The organism is Rhizobium skierniewicense Ch11 (assembly GCF_023757665.1).
In the GTDB taxonomy this organism is placed as follows: domain Bacteria; phylum Pseudomonadota; class Alphaproteobacteria; order Rhizobiales; family Rhizobiaceae; genus Agrobacterium; species Agrobacterium skierniewicense.
In genome coordinates, this window is record NZ_RXPG01000001.1 from 63,744 (window position 1) to 83,960 (window position 20,217).

The window sequence follows — 20,217 nt, forward strand, 5'->3', positions numbered from 1 at the left end:
CATGACAGATAATGCCGTGCTCACCATGAAAAACATCCGCATGCGCTTTGGCAGTTACGATGCGCTGAAGGGCGTGTCGCTGTCGATCCGGCGCGGCGAGGTGTTCGGACTTCTCGGTCAGAACGGCTCGGGGAAATCCACCATGATCAAGGTTCTGGCGGGTTTCCACCAGCCGGAGCCAGGCAGCGAGGTCATTCTCTGGGGGCAGAAAATGCCTTTGCCGCTCGATCCCATGGAGATTAAGAAGCGCGGTGTGGCGTTTGTCCACCAGCATCTCGGTCTCGTGTCATCGCTGACCGTGCTGGAGAATATGCGGGTCACCGCCCTTGGTCAGAAATCACCCTGGTTCGTCAATTGGAGACGTGAAGCGTCGGCGATATCGAAACTGTTTGCGCAGTTCGACCTGTTTATCGATCCGTTTCAAACTGTGGCGTCGCTGTCACCGGTGGAGCGTGCCTTCGTTGCCATTATCAGGGCCTTCGAGGATCTGAAAGCGTCGGATGCAGGCTATGGCGGGGAAGGTATATTGGTGCTGGATGAGCCAACGCCGTTTCTGCCGGCCGAAGATGTCAAAAGGCTGTTTGCTCTCATCCGTTCCATCGTGAAAACCGGCGCTTCCGTTGTTATCGTCACCCATGACATCGATGAAGTGCGTGACATTACCGACCGTGTTGCAGTGCTGCGGGACGGCGAACTCGTCGGCATTATGGATACACACAGTTCGGAGCGCCAATCCATCCTGGATACCATCGTCGGATCACGTGTCGATGCGTTCGAGAAAAGGCGTATGGCGCCCAGCGGGGTTGCGGCGGCAGTGCGCGTGAGAGGATTGTCGGATGGTACCACCGCACCGTTTGATTTCGACATTCGCGAGGGCGAAACACTGGGCGTCACGGGCTTGATCGGCTCCGGCTTTGCCCGAGTTCCCTACCTGCTTTATGGCGCAAGGCGCGGCGAAGGTGAAATCATGCTTGCAGGCAAGACGTCTGGCGTTGGCGCAATGACACCGTTTGCCGCTCAGCAGATGGGCATCGCATTTCTACCGGGCGATCGGCTGGGTGCCGCTGGTGTCGGAACCCTTTCCGTCACCGACAATATCACGTTGCCCGTTCTCGACAATTTGCTGAAACCCTACGGACTTGACCGATCGGCCATGACCCGAGACGCAGCGCGGCTGGCGCAGCTCTATGATGTCAGGCCGCAGAACCCGCATTTGCCGCTTGCGTCTCTGTCTGGCGGCAACCAGCAGAAAGTCCTCTTGGCCAAATGGTTGCAGGTCAAGCCGAAGCTCTTGATGCTGGACGAACCCACCCAGGGCGTCGATTTCGGTGCGCGCCAGCAAATCTTCAAAGCGTTGGACCGGGCAGCGGCGGATGGCACCGCCATTCTCTGCGCCTCGACCGACAACGAACAACTGGAACAGATATGTGATCGCATCATCGTCTTTTCGCGCGGTCGCCCGGTAATCGAGCTGAAAGGCTCGCAGATCAGCCGCCGCGTCATTACGGAAGCCTGTTTCCACAGCCATGAAGCGGAGGCCGCAGAATGACGACGCTCGACATGCCGACAACCAAATTGGCATCGCCGCCAAAAAGCCGGTTTACCCTGAAGACGGAGGGCGAGCGCTTTGCGCTGGTTGGCGCTTGGCTGCTGCTCATCGTCATTTTCGGTACCCTCATGCCGGATTCCTTTTTAAGCTGGCGCAGTTTCTCGACTCTGTTCGGTTCTCAGGCCATTCTCGTGGTGCTGACGCTTGCCATCATCATACCGCTCACCTCAGGGGATTTCGACCTGTCTGGGGCATCGACCTTGACGATGAGCTGCATGCTGATCGCCGTGCTGAATGTGAAACTCGGTTGGCCGATCGTCCCCGTCATCCTGCTGGCTCTTCTCAGCGGCATCGTGATTGGTGCCGTCAATGCTTTCTTTGTCCTCTATTTTCGCATCCATTCCCTGATCGTGACGCTCGGCGTCGGGACCTTCGTTAACGGATTGATCCTTTGGGTCAGCAATTCGCAAACGATCTCGGGCGTTTCCATGGACCTCGTCAAATGGGTCATCATCAACCGTTTCCTGGGTATTCCCCTGGCCTTTTTCTACGCCATGATCCTGGCCGTCATCCTGTGGTATGCACTGGAATTCACCATCGCCGGTCGCAAGCTCCTATTTGTCGGGCGTGGTCGGGAAGTATCTCGCCTGAGCGGCATCCATGTCGACCGCGTCCGCGCCACGTCCTTCATATTATCGGGCCTGATTTCGGCCTTTGCGGGCATGCTGTATGCGGGAATGACCGGCTCTGCCGATCCGCTCTCGGGCCTCAACCTCCTGCTTCCCGCCTTTGCCGCGGCCTTCTTGGGTGCAACGACCATCTCGCCGGGCAGGTTCAATGCCTTCGGCGCCGTCATCGCCGTCTACTTCCTCGTCACCGGCATCACCGGGCTGACCATGCTGGGCGCGGATGCCTACGTGCAGAACCTGTTTTACGGAGGAGCGCTTGTCGTTGCCGTGTCGCTCAGCCAGCTCGTCCGCAACCGTCAACCACAGGATTTCAGCTGATGGATAACACGAATATGGTCGCTGCTTTGGCGCAAGCCTATTGGGCGCGGCCTGCGGTCGAAGCGGAACTGGTGGCCATGGCCGGAGAGATGGCCCGCGATATCGCTGCAATCGCACCGTCGCCGTTGGGCAAAGGTGGCGCGTTGTTCAATGTGGAACCCGCGCATTTCGATGCACTTCTGATGTCCGAGGCAAAGCGATGAGCCTCGATAATCCCACCTCGTTGACACAGGCCGCAGACGCGATCCGTGCCGGAAAGATCACCTCGCTGGAGATGACGCAGGCTGCGCTCGATCGCGCGACCGCCGGCCAGACACGGTTGAACGCCTTCATCGATATTGAACACGAAGCTGCACTCGATGCGGCGAAGAGGGCCGATGCCGCGCTTGCATCCGGCCACAGCGTGGGGCCGTTGCACGGCGTTCCGCTCGCCCACAAGGACATGTATGATCGCGCCGGTTTCGTGACCGGTTGCGGCTCGAAAATACGGGCGGGACACGTGGCAACCTCCACCTCCACCGTGATGGAGCGCTTGCAAAGCGCAGGCGCGCTGTCCATCGGTCGCCTGAATATGAGTGAATTCGCCATGGGGCCGACCGGCCACAATTTCCACCATGGCCGGGCATTGAACCCGATTGAGGCGGCGCGCATCACCGGCGGCTCGTCCTCCGGCTCCGGTTCCGCGGTGGGAGGTGGTGTCGTATTGGGGGCACTTGGTTCCGATACCGGCGGCTCGATCCGCTTGCCCGCCGCATGCTGTGGTGTTGTCGGTATCAAGCCGACGCAGGGCCGTGTGAGCCGACATGGGGCAATGCCATTGTCTTTCTCGCAAGACTGCGTGGGTCCTTTGGCGCGCACGGTCGAAGACGCCTATCTGATGTTACAACTCATTTCCGGCCCGGATGATCGCGATACGACATGCATGGATGTTGAAAAGCCTGGGCCGCTTCACACCGATCTCTCGTCCATCCGCATCGGCATCGCGGGTGGTCTCTTCACGTCGGGGCTGGATAGCGATGTTTCGCAGGGCGTCGATATAGCCATCACAGCCCTGAAATCAGAGGTTGCCAGCATCGCGCAGGCGTCCATGCCCGATCTGTCAACAATTGCAGAACTCGCCAATGTCGTTGCCATGGCGGAAGCCGGTGCTGTGCACTTTGACTGGATGCGTGAGCGCCCCGACGATTACGGTCCGCAAATCCGTATGCGGTTGTCGCAGTCCCTTGCGGTGCCCGCCCCCATCTACCTGCGGGCTTTGCAGATACGGTCGGTCATGCTCCAAGACTTTCTCAATGTCGCTTTTGCCCAATCAGATGTGCTCATCGCGCCTACCATGCCCTTCGTGCCGCCTTTGTCTTCGGAGGTGGATGTCGGCACAAGCCCCACGATGAATGCGGTGGTAAGTGCCATGACCTCGTTCACACGCCCCTTCAGCTATCTCGGCCTGCCAGCTGTGTCCGTGCCGGTGTCGATCTCTGCTGGCGGATTGCCCGTTGCTCTGCAAGTCGTGGCGCGGCCTTGGCGTGAAGACCTCGCAGCGAGTGTGGCTTTGAGACTTGAGACGGCGCTAGCGCTTCCTGCAATGGCGCGCGTCGCATCGGCAGCGTGAACCGCGTCATGACAATTCGGAATGGAGAAAGGACGATCAAATGAACACGATGCCAAATCTCTCATCACCGGTGGAGGCTGTTGTGGATGTCAGTCAGCAAGACTTCCGCGATGCCATGGCGAAAATGGGTGCCGCCGTCACCATTATCACGACGGATGGACCGGGGGGTAAGGCAGGCTTTGCTGCGACCGCAGTTTGCAGCGTGACAGACAGTCCCGCGACACTGTTGATATGCCTCAACCGCACTGCATCCGTGTTCAACGCGGTGATGGAAAACAAGACGCTTTGCGTCAATGTGCTGACTGCAGAGCATGAAACGCTGTCATCGCTGTTCGGTGGAAAAACGCCGGTCGATGACCGTTTTGCTGCGGCGAACTGGCACGCTGGCGTAACAGGTGCGCCCGTGCTGGACGATGCGATGGTATCGTTCGAGTGTGTGATTTCGGATATGCAGGATATCGGCACACACAGGGTTTTGTTTTGTGCGGTGAAGTCCCTTCGTCAAAGCGACGCCGACAAGGCCTTGATCTATTACAAGCGCGCCTATCATCATCTTTAGCCTTCGAGGCGATCAGGGCTGCAAGCCAGCACACCGTGCCGTATTGCGAATATGAGACTCCATCTCGACCCGGGCCAAAGCGCCGTCATTTGCCTTGAGAGCGGCAATGATGCGGCGGTGTTCGGCAATGGATTGCCGCATTCTTTCCGGGTCGGTGATGGGGATAGGCTGGCGCTGGGTTTCGGTCACCTGGTCCCGCACTGTCTGATACAGCGCCTTCAGCATCGTGTTGGAGCAGGCGGATACGATGGTGCCATGGAACGCGAGATCGGCTTCGACATTGGCGAGCAGATCCTGATTGGCCCAGCAATCCTCCATCGTCTTCGTCGCCTTTTCCATCTTTTCGAGCTGTGTCTGGGACAGTCGCCCAGCCGAAAGCCGGGCGATTTCTCCCTCGAGCAGGATGCGCGTTTGGAAGACGTCGAAAACCGAGTGGCTTTCCGAATAGCGCCACGGCGCCATATGTCCGGCTTGACCTGCCGTTGCGTCAATCGCAGCCACATACGTTCCGCGCCCAGCTTCTGTTTTCAGCAGGCCAAGCGTTTCAAGGGTCAGCAGCGCCTCACGAAGGGATGCCCGGCTGATGCCGAATCTTTGGGAGAATTCGCGCTGTGACGGAATTTTCTCGCCGGCCTTCAATTGCCCGGCCTGGATCATGGCCTGGATTTCGCGGGCAACTGATTGTGGCACAAGCGTTTTGTTGAGCATTCGATCCCTATTGACGTGAAGCAGCCGCGGCCCATCCGATATATTTTTTAAGCAACGTCTTGCAAAGCACAAAACCACGTGCTTGTTTGGTCGGACTGGTCTGACCAGTTAGACCAACGTAGATTGGCTTAAAACATAAAACAAGGGGTTCTCGAATGCACCACGTTTCGCGCATCAAAAGCACACTTCTCGCCGGGCTGGTTTCAGCGCTTGGTATAGTCAACGTTCAGGCTGCAGATCTGACGGTCGGCGCCAATATCGGCAACGTTCCATGGGAATTTGAAGACGCCAGTGGCAAGGTCACCGGCTTTGAGGTGGATCTTGTCAACGAAATCGCAAAGCGTCTCGGCAAGTCCGTCGAATTCGTCAACACGCCATTCAACGGCCTGTTTCCAGCCGTCCAATCCGGCCGCATCAACATGGCGATTTCCTCGATCACCATTACCGAAAAACGTTTGGCATCCGTTACCTTCGCCCAGCCCTACTACGATAGCGACCAGTCTCTGACGGTGACAGCCGCCTCCGGCATCACCGGTCTCAAAGGCATGAGCGACAAGGTCGTCGGTGTCGATACGGCATCGACAGGCGATATGTGGGCAGAAGCTCACAAGGGTGAATACAAGCTTGGTGAAATCCGCAAGTTCGAAGGCTTGCAGCCTGCCATGCTCGACCTCGTTGCGGGCCGGATCGACGGCTATATCTCCGACATTCCGGCCCTGCTCTACTACGCCAAGGACAAGCCGGAGCTGAAGGTTGTCGAGCGTATTCCGACTGGCGAGAAATACTCGATCATGTTCAACAAGGGTGATCCACTGGCAGAAGAGGTCAACAAGGTCATCACCACTTTGAAGGGCGAAGGCTTCATCGCCAAGCTGCACGAGACATGGTTCGGTGCAAAGGCCGAGGACACGACCTCGACCGTTGCCGTTCTCGATATGCCGAAGGCCAAGTAAGGTTTAAACAGCATCCGGCGGGACAAGCTTGTCTCGCCGGATCGCCAAGGGAGCCTGTCCGGCATGAACCTCATCAACACCTTCTTCAATGCTTCAGTCTTTCTCAACAGTCTGCCGCAACTGCTCTGGGGACTGGCCGTCACGCTCCAGATCGGCATGACCAGCATTATCTGCGGCTTGGTCGGCGGTCTTTTTCTGGCGGTGGCGCGTCTTTATGCGCCGGCATTCGTCAAACTGCTGATCCGCGTTTACATCGATATTTTTCGGTCCATACCACTGCTTGTCCTGCTGATTGTCGTTTATTACGCCCTGCCGTTCGTCGGTATCAGACTGTCGCCCTTTCTCTCGGCGGTCACCGCACTGTCGCTCGTGTCCGCCGCCTACACCGCGGAAATTTTTCGCGCTGGCATAGAGGCTGTTCCCCATGGTCAGTTTGAGGCATCCGCTGCACTTGGCCTCTCCAACCGCAACACGATGGTCGACATCATTCTGCCGCAGGCCATCCGCATCGTCATTCCACCGCTGACCAATAATTGCATCAATGTCATGAAGGACACCGCTCTTGCGTCCGTGGTCGCCATGCCGGACCTGTTGAAACAGGCAACGCAGGCGCAGGCCCTGAATGCCAACCCGACGCCGCTGATCGGGGCCGCCCTTATTTACATCGCCCTGCTCTGGCCCATGGTCGCGGTGGTCGCGCGCCTTGAAAAGCACTTCAACCGGGGGAAACGGTAATGGAAAAGAACGGCACGCCCCTCATTTCCATACGCGGATTGACCAAAGCCTACGGCACTTTCACCGTTCTGCACGACATTGATCTCGATGTCGCCGAGGGGGAGGTTGTCTGTGTCATCGGTCCATCCGGTTCCGGCAAATCGACACTCATTCGCTGCATCAATCATCTGGAGGCCTTTGCCCCCGAAAGCACCATTACCGTGGATGGCATCCGCGTTGCGCCCGGTCCGGCTTTGGCCAAGGTACGCGCCGAAGTTGGCATGGTGTTTCAGTCCTTCAACCTGTTTCCGCATATGACGGTGCTGAGAAACGTCATGATCGCGCCCATCCGGGTGAGAAAAACGCCGGAAGCAGAAGCAGAACGCAAGGCCCGCGAGCTTTTGGCGCGTGTCGGTATTTCCGAGCAGGCGGAGAAATTTCCCGGGCAGCTTTCCGGCGGCCAGCAGCAACGCGTGGCGATTGCTCGCGCTCTGGCCATGGAGCCGCGTGTCTTGCTTTTCGATGAGCCCACATCGGCACTCGACCCGGAAATGGTCGGCGAGGTTCTGGACGTGATGCGCAAGCTGGCAGGCACCGGTGTCACGATGGTGATCGTCACGCACGAAATGGGTTTTGCCCGACAGGTCGCAGATCGCGTCATCTTCATGGATGGCGGACGCCTTGTTGAATGGGGTGCGCCATCAGAAATTTTCGACACTCCGAAAGAAGAGCGAACACGCGGCTTTCTCCGCGCCGTTCTCAATCATTAAAAAAAGATACAGTCCGGGAGATATCAGCGATGACCACACCTTCACCACTCGACATGGATTATGTCCGCAGTCAGTTTCCGGGCCTATCTCGCGGCTGGACCTATTTTGACAATGCGGGCGGATCGCAAATCCTCAAAAGCGCGCTGGAGCGCATCACGACCTTCCTGATCGAGACAAACGTCCAGATCGGCGGCTCTTACGAGGTGTCGCAGAACGCCGCGAAAGCGCTCTACGAAGCCCGCACCGCCGCCATGCATCTGGTCAACGCCTCGCGTCCGGAGGAGATCGTTTTTGGTAGTTCCACGACCTCGCTTTTGCAAAATCTGGCCCGCACCATGCAAAGCCAGTTGTCCACCGGTGACGAGATCATCGTCACCGTCAGCGATCACGAATCCAACATTGGGCCTTGGGACAGGTTGCAGGATGCGGGCATTACGCTGAAATTCTGGCCGCTGAACAAGGAAACGCTTCAGCTCGATCTGGCCGATCTGGAGCCACTGATGAGCGAGCGGACGAAAATGGTTTGCGTCACGCACGTCTCCAACATCCTCGGGTCGATCAATCCTATCCGGGAGATCGCCGATTTCGTCCATGCGCGCGGAGCAAAGATTTGTGTCGACGCTGTAGCCTATGCCCCACACCGGGCCGTCGATGTGCAGGCCTTCGATGTCGATTATTACGTCTTCAGCCTCTACAAGACCTATGGCCCGCATTACGCGATGATGTATGGCAAGTACGATCTGCTGCTCGAGCTCGATACGATTTATCACTACTTTTACGGCAAGGACAAAGTGCCGGGCAAGCTGGAGCCGGGCAACCCGAATTACGAGCTTGCCTATTCCACCTGCGGTATCGTTGACTACCTCACCGCTCTTGGTGAGCAGGCAGGCGAGACAGGCACGGTGCGCCGGAAGATAGAGGCGGCGTTTGCAGCCATCACGGCACAGGAAAACCTGCTGGCTGAGCGGCTCTTGAGCTACCTGCGCTCCCGCAATGATTGCCGGATCGTCGGACAGCGTTTCAACCATGATGAGACACGCGTACCGACGATTGCCTTCCGCTTCGATGGCCGCGATGCTGGCGAGCTCTGCAAGGCGATGGATAACGACCACATTGCCATGCGCTTTGGTGATTTCCACTCGAGACGGCTTGCCGAATATCTCGGCCTGACCGACCATGGCGGCATGCTGCGTGTCTCGATGGTGCATTACAACACGCTTGAAGAGGTCGATCGCTTCACGGCTGCACTTGACCGCATCCTCTCTGGCGATGCGGGATTTGCAAAGGCAAGCTGACCATATGAACGACAAGAAGGACATGGAATGATGCGTTTCGATACGGTGATCAGGTACGGAACCGTGGTGACAGCGAGTGACACCTTCGTCAGCGATGTCGGCATCAAGGATGGCCGCATCGCCGCACTGGCCGCTGAATTGACCGAGGCGGACGAGATCATCGACGCCACAGGCCTCTTTGTCCTACCCGGCGGCATCGACAGCCACGTCCATCTCGACCAGCCCTCAGGCGACGGCATTGTCATGGCCGATGATTTCGACAGCGGCACCCGCTCGGCCGCCATCGGCGGCAACAGCACGGTTCTGGCATTCTGCATGCAGGAAAAGGGGCAATCGCTGCGTGAGGCGCTGAAGGTCTATCACGCCAAGGCGGAAGGCAAATGCCATGTCGACGTGTCCTTCCATCTGGTCATTACCGATCCAACCGCAGAAGTGCTCGGGCAGGAACTGCCGGCGCTGGTCGAGGATGGCTATACCTCACTGAAGGTTTTCATGACCTATGAGGGCCTGCGGCTTCGTGACGACGAAATCCTCGCCACGCTGGATACCGCACGGCGCACCGGCGCTTTGGTCATGGTTCACTGCGAAAACGAGGATGCTATCCGCTACCTGATCGGTCGCCACGAGGAAGACGGCAAATTTGAACCGAAATTCCACGCCACGACGCGACCGATTGCTGCCGAGCGCGAGGCGACCCACCGGGCATTGTCGCTGGCTGAAATCGTTGATGTGCCCATCGTCATCGTTCACGTCTCCAACCGCGAGGCGATGGAGGAAATCCGCCGAGCGCGCCAGCGTGGCCAGAAAATTGCCGGTGAGACTTGCCCACAATATCTTATGCTGACCGCCGACGATCTTGATCAGAGCGAGATGGAAGGCGCAAAGTACGTCTGCTCGCCGCCGCCGCGCGATGAGTCCAGTCAGGACGCCTGCTGGGAAGGGTTGGAACAGGGCGTTTTTGATCTGTTCTCGTCCGACCATTGCCCCTTCCGCTTCGATGATCCGGAAGGCAAGCTCAACGAGAAGGGCAAGCGACACTTTCGCTGGATTCCGAATGGCATCCCCGGCGTTGCAACGCGCCTGCCGATCCTGTTTTCGGAAGGCGTGATGAAGGGCCGGATCGACATCAACCAGTTCGTGGCGCTGACATCGACCAATCACGCCAAATTATATGGGCTCTACCCCCGCAAAGGCACCATCGCTGTTGGCGCCGATGCCGATATCGCGCTTTGGGATCCAAACAAAAGCGTCACCGTCCGCAATGATATGCTGCATCACGGTGCAGATTACACGCCTTACGAGGGGCTGGATATCCGTGGATGGCCGGTCCGGTTGCTGTTGCGCGGCAAGACCATTGTGGAAGACGGGCATTTTGCTCAACAGATCGGGCAGGGCGGCTATCTGCGTCGCGACCTCTCATCTCTCACGCGCCAACGTGGCGGCCAAATCTGAGTGTAGAGGGGTGTGCTGGCGGTCGGCACAGGGGAATAGACACCTGTGCCGACCGATTTCTCAGATTGAGACGTCGCTGGCTTTGCCCAACCAAACTGCCGGGTTGGTAATCGCGATCCGGCTTCTGATATCGGCGGCATTGGCGGCCAGCACCAATTCATAGTCACCAGCCTCCGACCGGAACGCCTTTGCGTCGACATCGAAGAAGCTGAGATCGCGTACCGACACTTTCAACGTTGCCGTTTTGGTTTCGCCTGGCTCGAGTTCAAGCTTGGCGAAGGCCCGCAATTCCTTATCCGGCCTTGAAACAGAAGAACCAAGTGGTCGCACATAAAGCTGCACCACCTCAGAGCCCTTGCGCGCACCCGTGTTGGTGACGTCGAGCGTGACGGTGATCCCGTCTTCACCCATCTGAGATGAGGATGCCTTGGCGTCGCTCCACGCAAATTGCGTATATCCAAGCCCGAAGCCGAACGGGAAGAGCGGCTCCACGCCATGACTGTCATGGTGGCGGTAGCCGACGAAGACACCCTCGTCATAGCGCACATGGCCGTCCTGACCGGGGTAGACACGTGGATTGTCGGTGACGGCGGAGTTGTCGGACAGCGACTTCGGGAACGTCTGCGGCAGACGACCGCCGGGTTCGACATCGCCAAACAGAACGTCGGCGACCGCGTTTCCAAGTTCCTGGCCCGGATACCACATTTGTAGAACCGCCTGAACCTTGTCCAGCCAAGGCATTTCCACAGGGCCGCCCGTTTGCAGCACGACCACCGTGTTCGAGTTGACGGCCGCAACCTTCTCGATTAGCTCTTCCTGACGCCCGGGAAGCCGCATATCGGGCAGGTCAAGACCCTCCGTGTCCCATTGGCCCTCACGGCCAACGAAAAGGATGGCGACATCGCAGGCCGCAGCCTTGGCAACAGCGTCCTCTATTGCAGCATCACCCAGCGGCTTTTCCACACCGAAGCGAATGGCCGTCAGGTGAATTCCATCCGTGGTATCTGCTGGCGAGCAATATTCGATTGCCAGCGTGTAGCTGCGTCCCGCCTCCAGTTCCACCGCCTGTCTCTGTTCGGTGTTGGCCGTGCCGAAGTAATTGTCGCCAGGCGTCCAGTCGTCGTAGCCGTTCACGACCAGTTTTCCATCCACATAGAGTTTGGCGAGGCCGGCATTCGTCATGCCGAAGATGTGCTCTCCGCTTTCAGCGGGGACGAAACTTGCGATGATCCGCGCGGAAAAGCTGGCTGGATCGAGATCTGGCGATGGCAGGTCGAACCAGAAGAATTCGCCCTTGGCGGCAGGTTCGCTGTGTACGGGGCAGCCTTCCAGCTTCCGACCCTTGAAATAATCGACATGCATATCGCCGCTGAACACATTGATGAGGCGATTGTTGCTGCATCCAATCGCGTGGTGCACGCTATTGGCGTTGGAAAGCGCTGCCTTGATGCCCTGAAGCGGGCTGATGGTGTAGTGCGCCGCGATTTGTGCACTGCCGCCTCCCATGACGCGCGCTTCGGCGGCATTGGGGCCGAGAACCGCGATGCTATCCAGCGTGGTCTTGGCGAGGGGCAACACGCCTTCGTTTTTCAGCAGAACGGCTCCCTCCGCGCCAATCTGGCGGATGAGGGCTCTGTCTTCGGGCAGATCGAGCGAGCTTTCGGTGAGATCGGGCGCTGTTTCGAACGCGCCGACACGCTCCAGAAGCGTCAGGATGCGGCGGGCTGCTTCGCGTACGGTTTCTGCTTTCACCTCGCCATTCTTCACGGCCTGAACAAGCTTTTCGCCACGGTCTCGGGTCGGTCCAGGCATTTCGAGGTCAAGGCCGGCATTGACCGTGGCGGCGGTGGAATGCGAGCCGAACCAGTCCGACATCACGATCCCATCAAAGCCCCACTCCTCGCGCAAGACGGTCGACAGCAGCCAATCGTGCTCGCTGGTATAGGTGCCGTTGAGACGATTGTAGGACGACATCACCGCCATCACGCCGGCCTTCTTCACCGCCCGTTCGAATGGCAGCAGATAGATTTCGCGCAGGCTGCGTTCATCGATATCCGATGACATCGTTTGGCGCTCGATCTCGGATTCGTTGCCTGCGAAGTGCTTGATGGTTGCTGCAATACCCTTGCTCTGCACACCTTGAATATAGGCAACGGCAAGATCTGCCGTCAGCAATGGATCTTCGGAATAGCACTCGAAATTACGGCCATTGAGGCCCGAGCGGTGAATGTTGACGGTCGGTGCCAGCAGCACCGAAGCGCCCTTGCTTTTTGCCTGTCCTGCCAGTGCCACCCCCATGCGTTTGACAAGCTCGGGGTTCCAGGTCGCGCCCAGCGCGATGGCCACGGGAAAGCAGGTCGCTTTGACGCCCGCGACCAGAGAGCCTGCACCACGTGCACCATTGGGTCCATCGGTGACTTTTATCTTCGGAACGCCAAGGCGCTCGACCGGCACGGTTGTCCAGAAGTCGGCACCGGCCAGCAGCGAAACCTGCTCTTCAAGCGTCATCTGGGTCAAAATGTTCTCGATCATACGAGCCTCCGATATTGGCTGTTGGTTAGAGAGAAATTTACAGTATCAACGAACACCGCGAACGGGTGCGATGGCCAGCGCCCCGAGGAAGGCGCAGACGGCTGCCACGGCATAGAGAACGCCATAGTTTTGCCCGCCGGTATTGCCGATAGCCAGAAGAAAGGGTGCGACAGCCGGAGCAATGGATTGCGGGACGGCGTTGGCAATGTTGAGAACGCCCAGATTTCTCGCCGCATGCGTTTCCCTGTCGGGCAGAATATCCACCACCAGCGCCTGATCGACAGCCATATAGACCCCAAAGCCGACTGAGGTAACGGCGATGCCGCTGTAAAACACCGCCAGATCGCTTGCGAAAACGATGACGACGATGCCCAGCGCGTAGGTCATGGCAGCCAGCAGCACGAAGGCTTTGCGGCGACCGATGCGATCAGAGACGTATCCCGAAACGAACGACGAGCCGACGACGCAGATGGCGGTAATCAGCGTTGAGAAAAACATGATGTCGCCGATATCGGCTTCCGCGATCTTCAAGTGGTCCATCAGATAATAGACCTGATAGGAGGTGAGAACGGCAAAGCCGAAGAACACCATGAAACGGCTGAGCCAGGCATAACCGAAATCCGGATGCTTGACGGGGTTGACCCAAAAACTGCCCAGCAGTTCTGCCACGCTTGGGATGGACTTTTCCGAGGTGTCGGTCAAAGGGCGGTCCTCGATCACCAGTACGAAGATGATGACCGATACGAGACCGATTGCCGTGGGGATGAGGAACATCGCGTTGCTGGTCGTTCCCGTCAAAGCGAGAATGCCGCTGCCGATCAGAAGAGCGATGTAGATCGACATGCCCGCCAGCGCTGATACGAGGCCGCGTTGGTGTTCCGGGACCTGGTCCGGCACCGTTGCGACAAGTGCTGCCAGCATGGCGTTATACGCGGCCTGGATCACGCACCACGCAATGCCGATGACGATCAGGCTGGACGTGTAGGCCATGAAGACCTGCGCCAGACTGCCGACGATCACACCGCCGAGCAGCCAGGGTTTGCGCCGCCCGAAGCGTGAGCGCGTGCGATCCGAAAGCTGGCCGAAAATCGGATTCGCCAGAAGCGCAAAGAGCGCACCGAGGCCGAGGATCGTTCCGAGACTTGCACCTTTGTCGACAGGATCAAGCGTGTTGACGCGAACGGCCAGTGTCATGGCGACGGGTGTCATGACAGCCGTGAAAAAGCCGACACTGGCCAGCCCGTAGGTCAGAATAAACGGGAGGCCAACCGATTTTTCAATGGGTTTGCCGGACGACCCGGCGGCAATAGTTGATGCTGTCATACTCATGATAAAACCCTCCACCGCAATAACTTGACAACAACGTCATCCCCCAACGAACGTTGCAATAAACCTACCGACTACTCGGTAATTGAAATTAGTCAACTTTTTTGTATCCTGCAATTGCCATGATCGAAGGCCGGGCCAACGGGACAAAACAGCAAAATTCCGTCTAAAGACGATGCGATGCAGATGATATGGAATGGCTATGACTGATAAGATGAATGACGGTCCCGTCTTGGACCAAGCACCGCCCAGACGGCGCAAATCGCCGAAAGGGATGGCCCGAAAAGAGGCTATTCTGACGACGGCCATGCAGCATTTTGCGAGAGATGGATATCAAAGCGCATCCTTTGCAGCCATCGCTGCCGATGTCGGCCTGTCCTTGCCGGGACTTCTTCATTATTTTCCGACGAAGGTCGCTCTGTTGCTCGCCATTCTCGAAAAGCGCGATCTCGACAGCGCGTCGAGCGTGGGGGAAGATTATCTGGATTGGCGCAAGGTACTGCACGGTCTGGTGGAGATCGCGGCGATCAACCAGACGATCCCGAATGTGGTGCAGGCTTTTGCCGTCCTCAACGCCGAAAGCCTCACCGCCGATCATCCGGCAAGTGCGTGGTTTGCCGCACGCGTCGTGACGCTGAAGACCAATCTTGCATTCTGTCTGCAAAAAGGGATCGCAGATGGCGAAATCAGGCCGGAGACCGACCCGGAAGCCATTACCGCCGAACTGATCAGCATGATGGACGGACTTCAGATGCTCTGGCTGAGATCACCTGAAGAGTTCGACATGGTGACCGTCTTTTCCGGTTACATCACGCGCCTGATCGACACCATCAGGCTTCGTTGACATAAATCCGGCCCTAGATCATTTCCCGGTCTTTTCGCGCCACGCGTCGTAGCGTTGCTGATACTCGTCCTTTGTGCAGGGGTAGAGGCCGATGATGGCTTCGCCCGCATTCACCTGTTCGAGCACGAATTCCTCATAGCTTTCCATGCTGGTGCATTCCTCGGCAAGCTCATCCGCCAGATGGGCGGGAATGACCATGACGCCGTCATTGTCTCCCACCAGAACATCGCCGGGGAACACAGCAACATCACCGCAGGAAATGGGGACGTTGATGTCGATGGCTTCGTGGAGTGTCAGATTGGTGGGTGCCGATGGTTTCGCGTAATAGGATGGCATGCCAAGTGCGCCGATGCCGGCGGCATCGCGAAATCCGCCATCGGTGACGACGCCCGCTGCACCGCGCAGCGCCAGTCGTGTGATCAGGATCGAACCTGCGGTTGCCGCACGCGCATCTTTGCGGCTGTCCATCACCAGCACGTGGCCTACCGGGCAGGTTTCGATCGCCACGCGCTGCGGGTGGTCTGCATTGCGAAAGACGGTGATCGGATTTCTGTCTTCGCGGGCAACAATGTATCGCAAGGTGAATGCCTGACCGACCATCACTTCGGGCTTTGGAGAAACCGGGACAACGCCCTGAATGAACTGGTTTCGCAAACCGCGCTTGAACAGGGCAGTGGCAATGGAAGCGGTGGAAATTTTCTTGAACTTTTGGCGCGTGGCTTCGCTCAACACATAGTCGGTCATGGCAGTCTCTTTCCTTGGTTCAGTAAATGTCCGGTTCGCCTGCGGTCTTGCCGAAACCGGTTTCCAGAAAATCGAAGTCGCAGCCTTGATCGGCCTGGGTCACATGGCGGGAGAACATCCAGCCATAGCCGCGCTGGAAGCGTGGTTCCGGCGCTTTCCATTCCGCCTTTCGCTGCGCAAGTTCCTCGTCGCTCACCAGCATGTCGAGGGTGCGATTGGGCAGGTCGAGGCGAATGGTGTCACCGTTCCTGAGAAGTGCCAGCGGGCCTCCGACAAAGCTCTCGGGCGACACATGAAGCACGCAGGCACCATAGGACGTACCGGACATGCGCGCGTCGGAAATGCGCAGCATGTCGCGATGACCCTGCTTGATCAAAGCTTTGGGAATGGGCAGCATGCCCCATTCGGGAAAGCCCGGACCACCTTGCGGGCCTGCGTTGCGCAAGACCAGCACATGTTCCGGCGTGACGTCGAGGTTCTCGTCATCGATGGCCTTTTTCATTTCCGGATAGCTGTCGAACACCATCGCCGGTCCCTCATGCACATGATATTTGGGATCGCAGGCCGCGGGCTTGATGACGCCGCCATTCGGGCAGAGATTGCCGCGCACAACGGCAAGCGAACCCTCATGGTAGACCGGATTGGAGAGCGGGCGAATGACATCGTCGTTGTAAACAACTGCACCCTCCAGATTCTCCCACATGGTCTTGCCGGTCACCGTCAGTGCGGTGAGATCGAGCCGGTCCTCGATCTGCTTCATCAGTGCTCTCAAACCGCCCGCATAGAAGAAATCCTCCATCAGGTAATCTTTGCCTGAAGGGCGAACATTGGCGATCAGCGGGGTGACGCGGCCAAGCGCGTCGAGATCATCCAATGTCAGATCGACACCGGCACGGCGCGCCATTGCAATCAGATGCACGACGGCATTGGTGGAACACCCTGTCGCCATGGCAACGATGGCGGCGTTGCGACATGCGGCCTCGGTCACGATGCGGTCCGGCGTGAGGTTTTCCCACACCATGTCGACGATCCGGCGGCCGCAATCTGCGCCCATGCGCTGGTGGTTGGCATCCACGGCGGGGATGGAGGACGCACCGGGCAATGTCAGCCCCATGGCGTCGGCAATCGCGGTCATGGTGGATGCGGTGCCCATCGTCATACACGTGCCGGCGGAACGGGCGATACCACCTTGCACGCCCAGCCATTCCTCGTCTGAAATATTGCCAGCGCGGCGCTCATCCCAGTATTTCCAGGCATCGGAGCCGGAGCCCAGAATTTTCCCCGCATAATTGCCGCGCAGCATCGGACCAGCAGGCAGATAGATCATCGGGACGCCTGCGGAAATCGCACCCATGACGAGGCCGGGCGTGGTCTTGTCGCAGCCGCCCATCAGCACCACGCCATCCAGCGGGTGAGAGCGGATCATCTCTTCCGTCTCCATCGCCAGCATGTTGCGATAGAGCATGGAGGTGGGTTTGGTGAAGCTCTCATCGACGGACAGCGAGGGCATCTGCACCGGGAAACCGCCCGCCTGCATTACACCGCGTTTCACATCCTGTACGCGTTCCTTAAAATGCGCGTGACAGGTGTTGAGCTCCGACCATGTGTCGAGCACGCCGATGATCGGCTTTCCTGCGAAATCCTCTTCGGAATATCCAAGCTGCATCATGCGCGAGCGGTGGCCGAAGGTGCGCAGGTCGTCGGGCGCGAACCACCGTGCGCTCCGCAGCGTTTCAGGTGTTTTTCTGTCTGTCATGGCATGTGACCTAATCAGGGGAGAGTGAAAGTGGCTAAGCTGCGCCGGACATTCACGCTGGTCGTCATTTGCTCTGGTCCGGATGTTACGTTTCCGCCCTTCGAACACGTCACAGTTCATCAAGGGCAGTTGCAAGTCCGGTTACAAACTTGCAGACATTGAAGCACTAAAACATCAGTGCATCAATCCCTGATATGTGGTTTAGTGGCGTCATGAGAACGACAGCGGGGTGTGTATGGTTGGAATGATCAGGGGCGGGCAGTTGGATCGATCACGGCAGGTCTCGCTTCAGATCCAAGATATTTTGCGCGAGCGTATTCTCAAGGTGCAACTGGCGCCGGGAACGGTTTTGTCGCGGGCTTCGTTGCAACTGGAATTTGGCGTGAGTCAGACGCCGGTGCGGGATGCGCTGATGCGTTTGCAGGAGGAAGGCATCGTCGATGTCTATCCACAATACGCAACCGTGGTGGCGAAGATCGACATCGAGCACGCAAAACAAGCCCAGTTCCTGCGGCTCTCCATTGAGCTTGAGGCCGTGAGGCGCTTAACCAAGGAGGCCGCTGCTCAAACGGCGTCGGAACTCAGCGATATCTTGGATCGGCAAAAAGCGGTAGCGGCTCCGGCAACCTACGATCTCTTCGATGATATAGACCGTGAATTTCACCGTAAACTTTATGAGAAAACGGGCATATTGCAGCTGTGGAGCAATGTTCGGCGCCAGAGTGTCCATCTTGATCGGCTGCGGCGCCTCAACCTGCCCATGCCTGGCAAGATGCAGACGGTCATCGCCGACCATGAGGCCATCGTCAGCGCAATCGCGTCGGGCAGACCTGATCAGGCGCAGTCGGCCCTGAGAGCCCACCTGTCCGGCACGCTTTCCGTGGCAGATGTCATTAGCGCGACGTTCCCCGATTATGTCGGATAACGCCGCGCGTTCGGAAGCGAACTGTGGCTGCCTTCACGATCAACACGTGTGGGGATTGCGACTGTGCGCGCGTTTGAAAGCGGGTGCGGCAACATCTGGCGCAAGCAGATCGTGCTTTTCGGCATAGGCGACAAACACGCCGCGGGCGACATCCGGATCTATTTCGCCCTTTAACGCCGCCTTGCAAGCCTTCAGGGCCATGGCTTTTGCGCCGTCATGGGGTGAACCGCGCCAGTCCATCAAAAGCTGGTAGGCGTCCGTCACGGAATGTATCGGCGTGGGCAAGCCTAGGCCGACGAGGACGTTGACAGGTGTGGTGAACAGATCGGGTTTCATAGCCTTGTCCTTTCCATAGCCCGATTGCTTGCCATAGTCGTACAGCGCCGAGGTGCTCGGCGCTGTCTATCTCATTGAGAGCTCAGCAAAAGCATGGCTCTGTATCGACGTTATGCGACCTGACGCTCAGCGTCGATCTGAAGAGGCTCCGGTTTTGCCGGGCCGGTGCCGATCGCGATCTTGCGTGGCTTCATGGCTTCGGGAACCTCGCGCTTGAGCGAAATTCTCAAGAGGCCGTTGCTCAGCGCGGCAGTCTCGACACGGACGTGGTCTGCCAGTTCGAAGCTGCGCTCGAATGTACGTCCGCTAATGCCACGGTGCAGATATTCGCCGTCCTTGGCGTCTGCCTTGTGGCCCTTGACGATGAGCAGATTGCGCTCCTGCGTGATGTCGAGTTCCTCATCGCCGAAACCTGCCACGGCCATTTCGATGCGGTAGGCATCGTCACCGGTTTTGACGATGTCATAGGGTGGCCAGCTGTCGATGGCATGCAGGCGCTGCGCGTTGTTCAACAGGTTGAAAACGCGGTCAAAGCCGATGCTCGAGCGATAAAGGGGTGCAAAATCTAGATCGTTTCTCATAACCAAATCCTCCGTAAAGCGAGATGGAATGGAGACGTGGATATTCCCGTCCCCGGTTTGTCGGCCCCTTGATGGCGACCGACGAGAATGATCTGGTTTTGGCAAAAATAGTTTCAAGACCGTCCATGATTTTTTTGTTTGCCCATCGTTTTTTCTTGGCAACAAGCGCGGCCCCATGGCGTTTGCTCACGTAGCTTATAAAAAAGGGAGGCCACCCCATGGCAGACGACAGTACCAACACAATCCGCGCTACCTTCGCAACGCGTGCCGCGGCAGATCTGGCGGTCGAGCATCTCGTCCAGCAGCACGGTGTGCCGCGCCCGGATATTTTTATTCAGTCCACGACCGCGAAAAACACCGTCGGCTCAGCCCCATCGGGTGGCGATGCCTCGCAAGCCGATGGCGTGCGTGATGATGCGCCACTGGAAGGCGAAATCGAGGTTTCTGCGGATGTGTCCAACAGCCAATTCGCTGCCGTTCAACGCAGCTTGGGTGAAGCCGGGGCTCTTCACGTGACCGGTCAATAAGGAAGTCGGGACCGGCTGCGCCGGTCTCCC

The 20,217-nt window shown here is 58.1% G+C and carries 20 protein-coding genes; 13 read left to right on the forward strand and 7 right to left on the reverse strand.

Translation table 11 applies throughout. The annotated features are described in order from the left end of the window. Position 1: 1 nt before the first annotated feature. The 5 genes from EKM04_RS00300 to EKM04_RS00320 are packed head-to-tail and all read left to right on the forward strand — an operon-like array spanning position 2 to position 4,724. On the forward strand, positions 2-1,549 hold the full coding sequence (locus tag EKM04_RS00300) for a sugar ABC transporter ATP-binding protein (RefSeq protein WP_183894567.1): 1,548 nt from the start codon (positions 2-4) through the stop codon (positions 1,547-1,549). After that, the gene (locus EKM04_RS00305) at positions 1,546-2,556 is read left to right on the forward strand and encodes an ABC transporter permease (RefSeq protein ID WP_174155989.1); all 1,011 of its coding nucleotides are present in this window, start codon (positions 1,546-1,548) and stop codon (positions 2,554-2,556) included. Before EKM04_RS00300 ends, EKM04_RS00305 begins: the two co-directional genes overlap by 4 nt. Continuing rightward, positions 2,556-2,759 carry a hypothetical protein gene (locus EKM04_RS00310; RefSeq protein ID WP_183894569.1) on the forward strand — a complete coding sequence of 68 codons (204 nt, stop codon included), beginning with the start codon at positions 2,556-2,558 and terminating at the stop codon, positions 2,757-2,759. The genes EKM04_RS00305 and EKM04_RS00310 overlap by 1 nt, the downstream gene beginning before the upstream one ends. After that, entirely contained in the window at positions 2,756-4,165 is a 1,410-nt protein-coding gene (locus EKM04_RS00315) for an amidase (RefSeq protein WP_183894571.1), read from the forward strand. Before EKM04_RS00310 ends, EKM04_RS00315 begins: the two co-directional genes overlap by 4 nt. Positions 4,166-4,214: 49 nt before the next feature. Next, entirely contained in the window at positions 4,215-4,724 is a 510-nt protein-coding gene (locus tag EKM04_RS00320) for a flavin reductase (protein WP_412762957.1), read from the forward strand. Between the two features lie 12 nt (positions 4,725-4,736). On the opposite strand, the gene EKM04_RS00325 is transcribed toward EKM04_RS00320, so the two are convergent. Then, on the reverse strand, positions 4,737-5,432 hold the full coding sequence (locus EKM04_RS00325; protein ID WP_183894575.1) for a FadR/GntR family transcriptional regulator: 696 nt from the start codon (positions 5,430-5,432) through the stop codon (positions 4,737-4,739). Between the two features lie 155 nt (positions 5,433-5,587). Here EKM04_RS00325 and EKM04_RS00330 point away from each other — a divergent pair, with 155 nt between their 5' ends. The 5 genes from EKM04_RS00330 (at position 5,588) to hydA (ending at position 10,616) form a co-directional block, all read left to right on the forward strand. Then, positions 5,588-6,385, forward strand: coding sequence for an ABC transporter substrate-binding protein (locus EKM04_RS00330; RefSeq protein WP_183894577.1), 798 nt, complete (start codon positions 5,588-5,590; stop codon positions 6,383-6,385). A gap of 63 nt (positions 6,386-6,448) precedes the next feature. After that, positions 6,449-7,120, forward strand: coding sequence for an amino acid ABC transporter permease (locus EKM04_RS00335; RefSeq protein WP_174155995.1), 672 nt, complete (start codon positions 6,449-6,451; stop codon positions 7,118-7,120). Then, the gene (locus EKM04_RS00340; RefSeq protein ID WP_183894579.1) at positions 7,120-7,869 is read left to right on the forward strand and encodes an amino acid ABC transporter ATP-binding protein; all 750 of its coding nucleotides are present in this window, start codon (positions 7,120-7,122) and stop codon (positions 7,867-7,869) included. Before EKM04_RS00335 ends, EKM04_RS00340 begins: the two co-directional genes overlap by 1 nt. A gap of 29 nt (positions 7,870-7,898) precedes the next feature. Continuing rightward, positions 7,899-9,164, forward strand: coding sequence for a cysteine desulfurase-like protein (locus EKM04_RS00345; RefSeq protein ID WP_183894581.1), 1,266 nt, complete (start codon positions 7,899-7,901; stop codon positions 9,162-9,164). A 30-nt stretch (positions 9,165-9,194) separates the two neighbouring features. Then, positions 9,195-10,616 (forward strand): dihydropyrimidinase, encoded by a 1,422-nt coding sequence (gene hydA / locus EKM04_RS00350; RefSeq protein ID WP_183894583.1) that lies wholly within the window; start codon positions 9,195-9,197, stop codon positions 10,614-10,616. A gap of 60 nt (positions 10,617-10,676) precedes the next feature. Here hydA and EKM04_RS00355 read toward each other — a convergent pair whose 3' ends face one another. Beyond that, positions 10,677-13,148 (reverse strand): glycoside hydrolase family 3 C-terminal domain-containing protein, encoded by a 2,472-nt coding sequence (locus EKM04_RS00355; protein ID WP_183894585.1) that lies wholly within the window; start codon positions 13,146-13,148, stop codon positions 10,677-10,679. Positions 13,149-13,193: 45 nt separating this feature from the next. Continuing rightward, the gene (locus EKM04_RS00360; RefSeq protein ID WP_183894587.1) at positions 13,194-14,477 is read right to left on the reverse strand and encodes an MFS transporter; all 1,284 of its coding nucleotides are present in this window, start codon (positions 14,475-14,477) and stop codon (positions 13,194-13,196) included. Positions 14,478-14,676: 199 nt separating this feature from the next. Here EKM04_RS00360 and EKM04_RS00365 point away from each other — a divergent pair, with 199 nt between their 5' ends. Continuing rightward, on the forward strand, positions 14,677-15,318 hold the full coding sequence (locus EKM04_RS00365; RefSeq protein ID WP_234910894.1) for a TetR/AcrR family transcriptional regulator: 642 nt from the start codon (positions 14,677-14,679) through the stop codon (positions 15,316-15,318). A gap of 18 nt (positions 15,319-15,336) precedes the next feature. On the opposite strand, the gene EKM04_RS00370 is transcribed toward EKM04_RS00365, so the two are convergent. Continuing rightward, positions 15,337-16,062, reverse strand: a complete 726-nt coding sequence (locus EKM04_RS00370; protein ID WP_183894589.1) for a ribonuclease activity regulator RraA — start codon at positions 16,060-16,062, stop codon at positions 15,337-15,339. Positions 16,063-16,081: 19 nt separating this feature from the next. Next, positions 16,082-17,818 carry an L-arabinonate dehydratase gene (gene araD / locus EKM04_RS00375; protein WP_183894591.1) on the reverse strand — a complete coding sequence of 579 codons (1,737 nt, stop codon included), beginning with the start codon at positions 17,816-17,818 and terminating at the stop codon, positions 16,082-16,084. Between the two features lie 235 nt (positions 17,819-18,053). On the opposite strand from araD, the gene EKM04_RS00380 reads away from it, so the two are divergent. Next, the gene (locus EKM04_RS00380) at positions 18,054-18,743 is read left to right on the forward strand and encodes a GntR family transcriptional regulator (RefSeq protein ID WP_183894593.1); all 690 of its coding nucleotides are present in this window, start codon (positions 18,054-18,056) and stop codon (positions 18,741-18,743) included. A gap of 39 nt (positions 18,744-18,782) precedes the next feature. Here the strand turns inward: EKM04_RS00380 and EKM04_RS00385 are convergent, their stop codons facing one another. Both EKM04_RS00385 and EKM04_RS00390 read right to left on the reverse strand, forming a co-directional pair. Then, positions 18,783-19,079 carry a DUF982 domain-containing protein gene (locus tag EKM04_RS00385; RefSeq protein ID WP_183894595.1) on the reverse strand — a complete coding sequence of 99 codons (297 nt, stop codon included), beginning with the start codon at positions 19,077-19,079 and terminating at the stop codon, positions 18,783-18,785. Between the two features lie 110 nt (positions 19,080-19,189). After that, a complete protein-coding gene (locus EKM04_RS00390; RefSeq protein WP_183894597.1) occupies positions 19,190-19,660 on the reverse strand; it encodes an Hsp20 family protein in 471 nt (156 codons plus the stop codon). 218 nt (positions 19,661-19,878) lie between these two features. Between EKM04_RS00390 and EKM04_RS00395 the strand changes: the two genes are divergently transcribed. Continuing rightward, complete coding sequence (locus tag EKM04_RS00395; protein WP_183894599.1) at positions 19,879-20,187, forward strand: hypothetical protein; 309 nt, start codon at positions 19,879-19,881, stop codon at positions 20,185-20,187. Positions 20,188-20,217 lie beyond the last annotated feature (30 nt).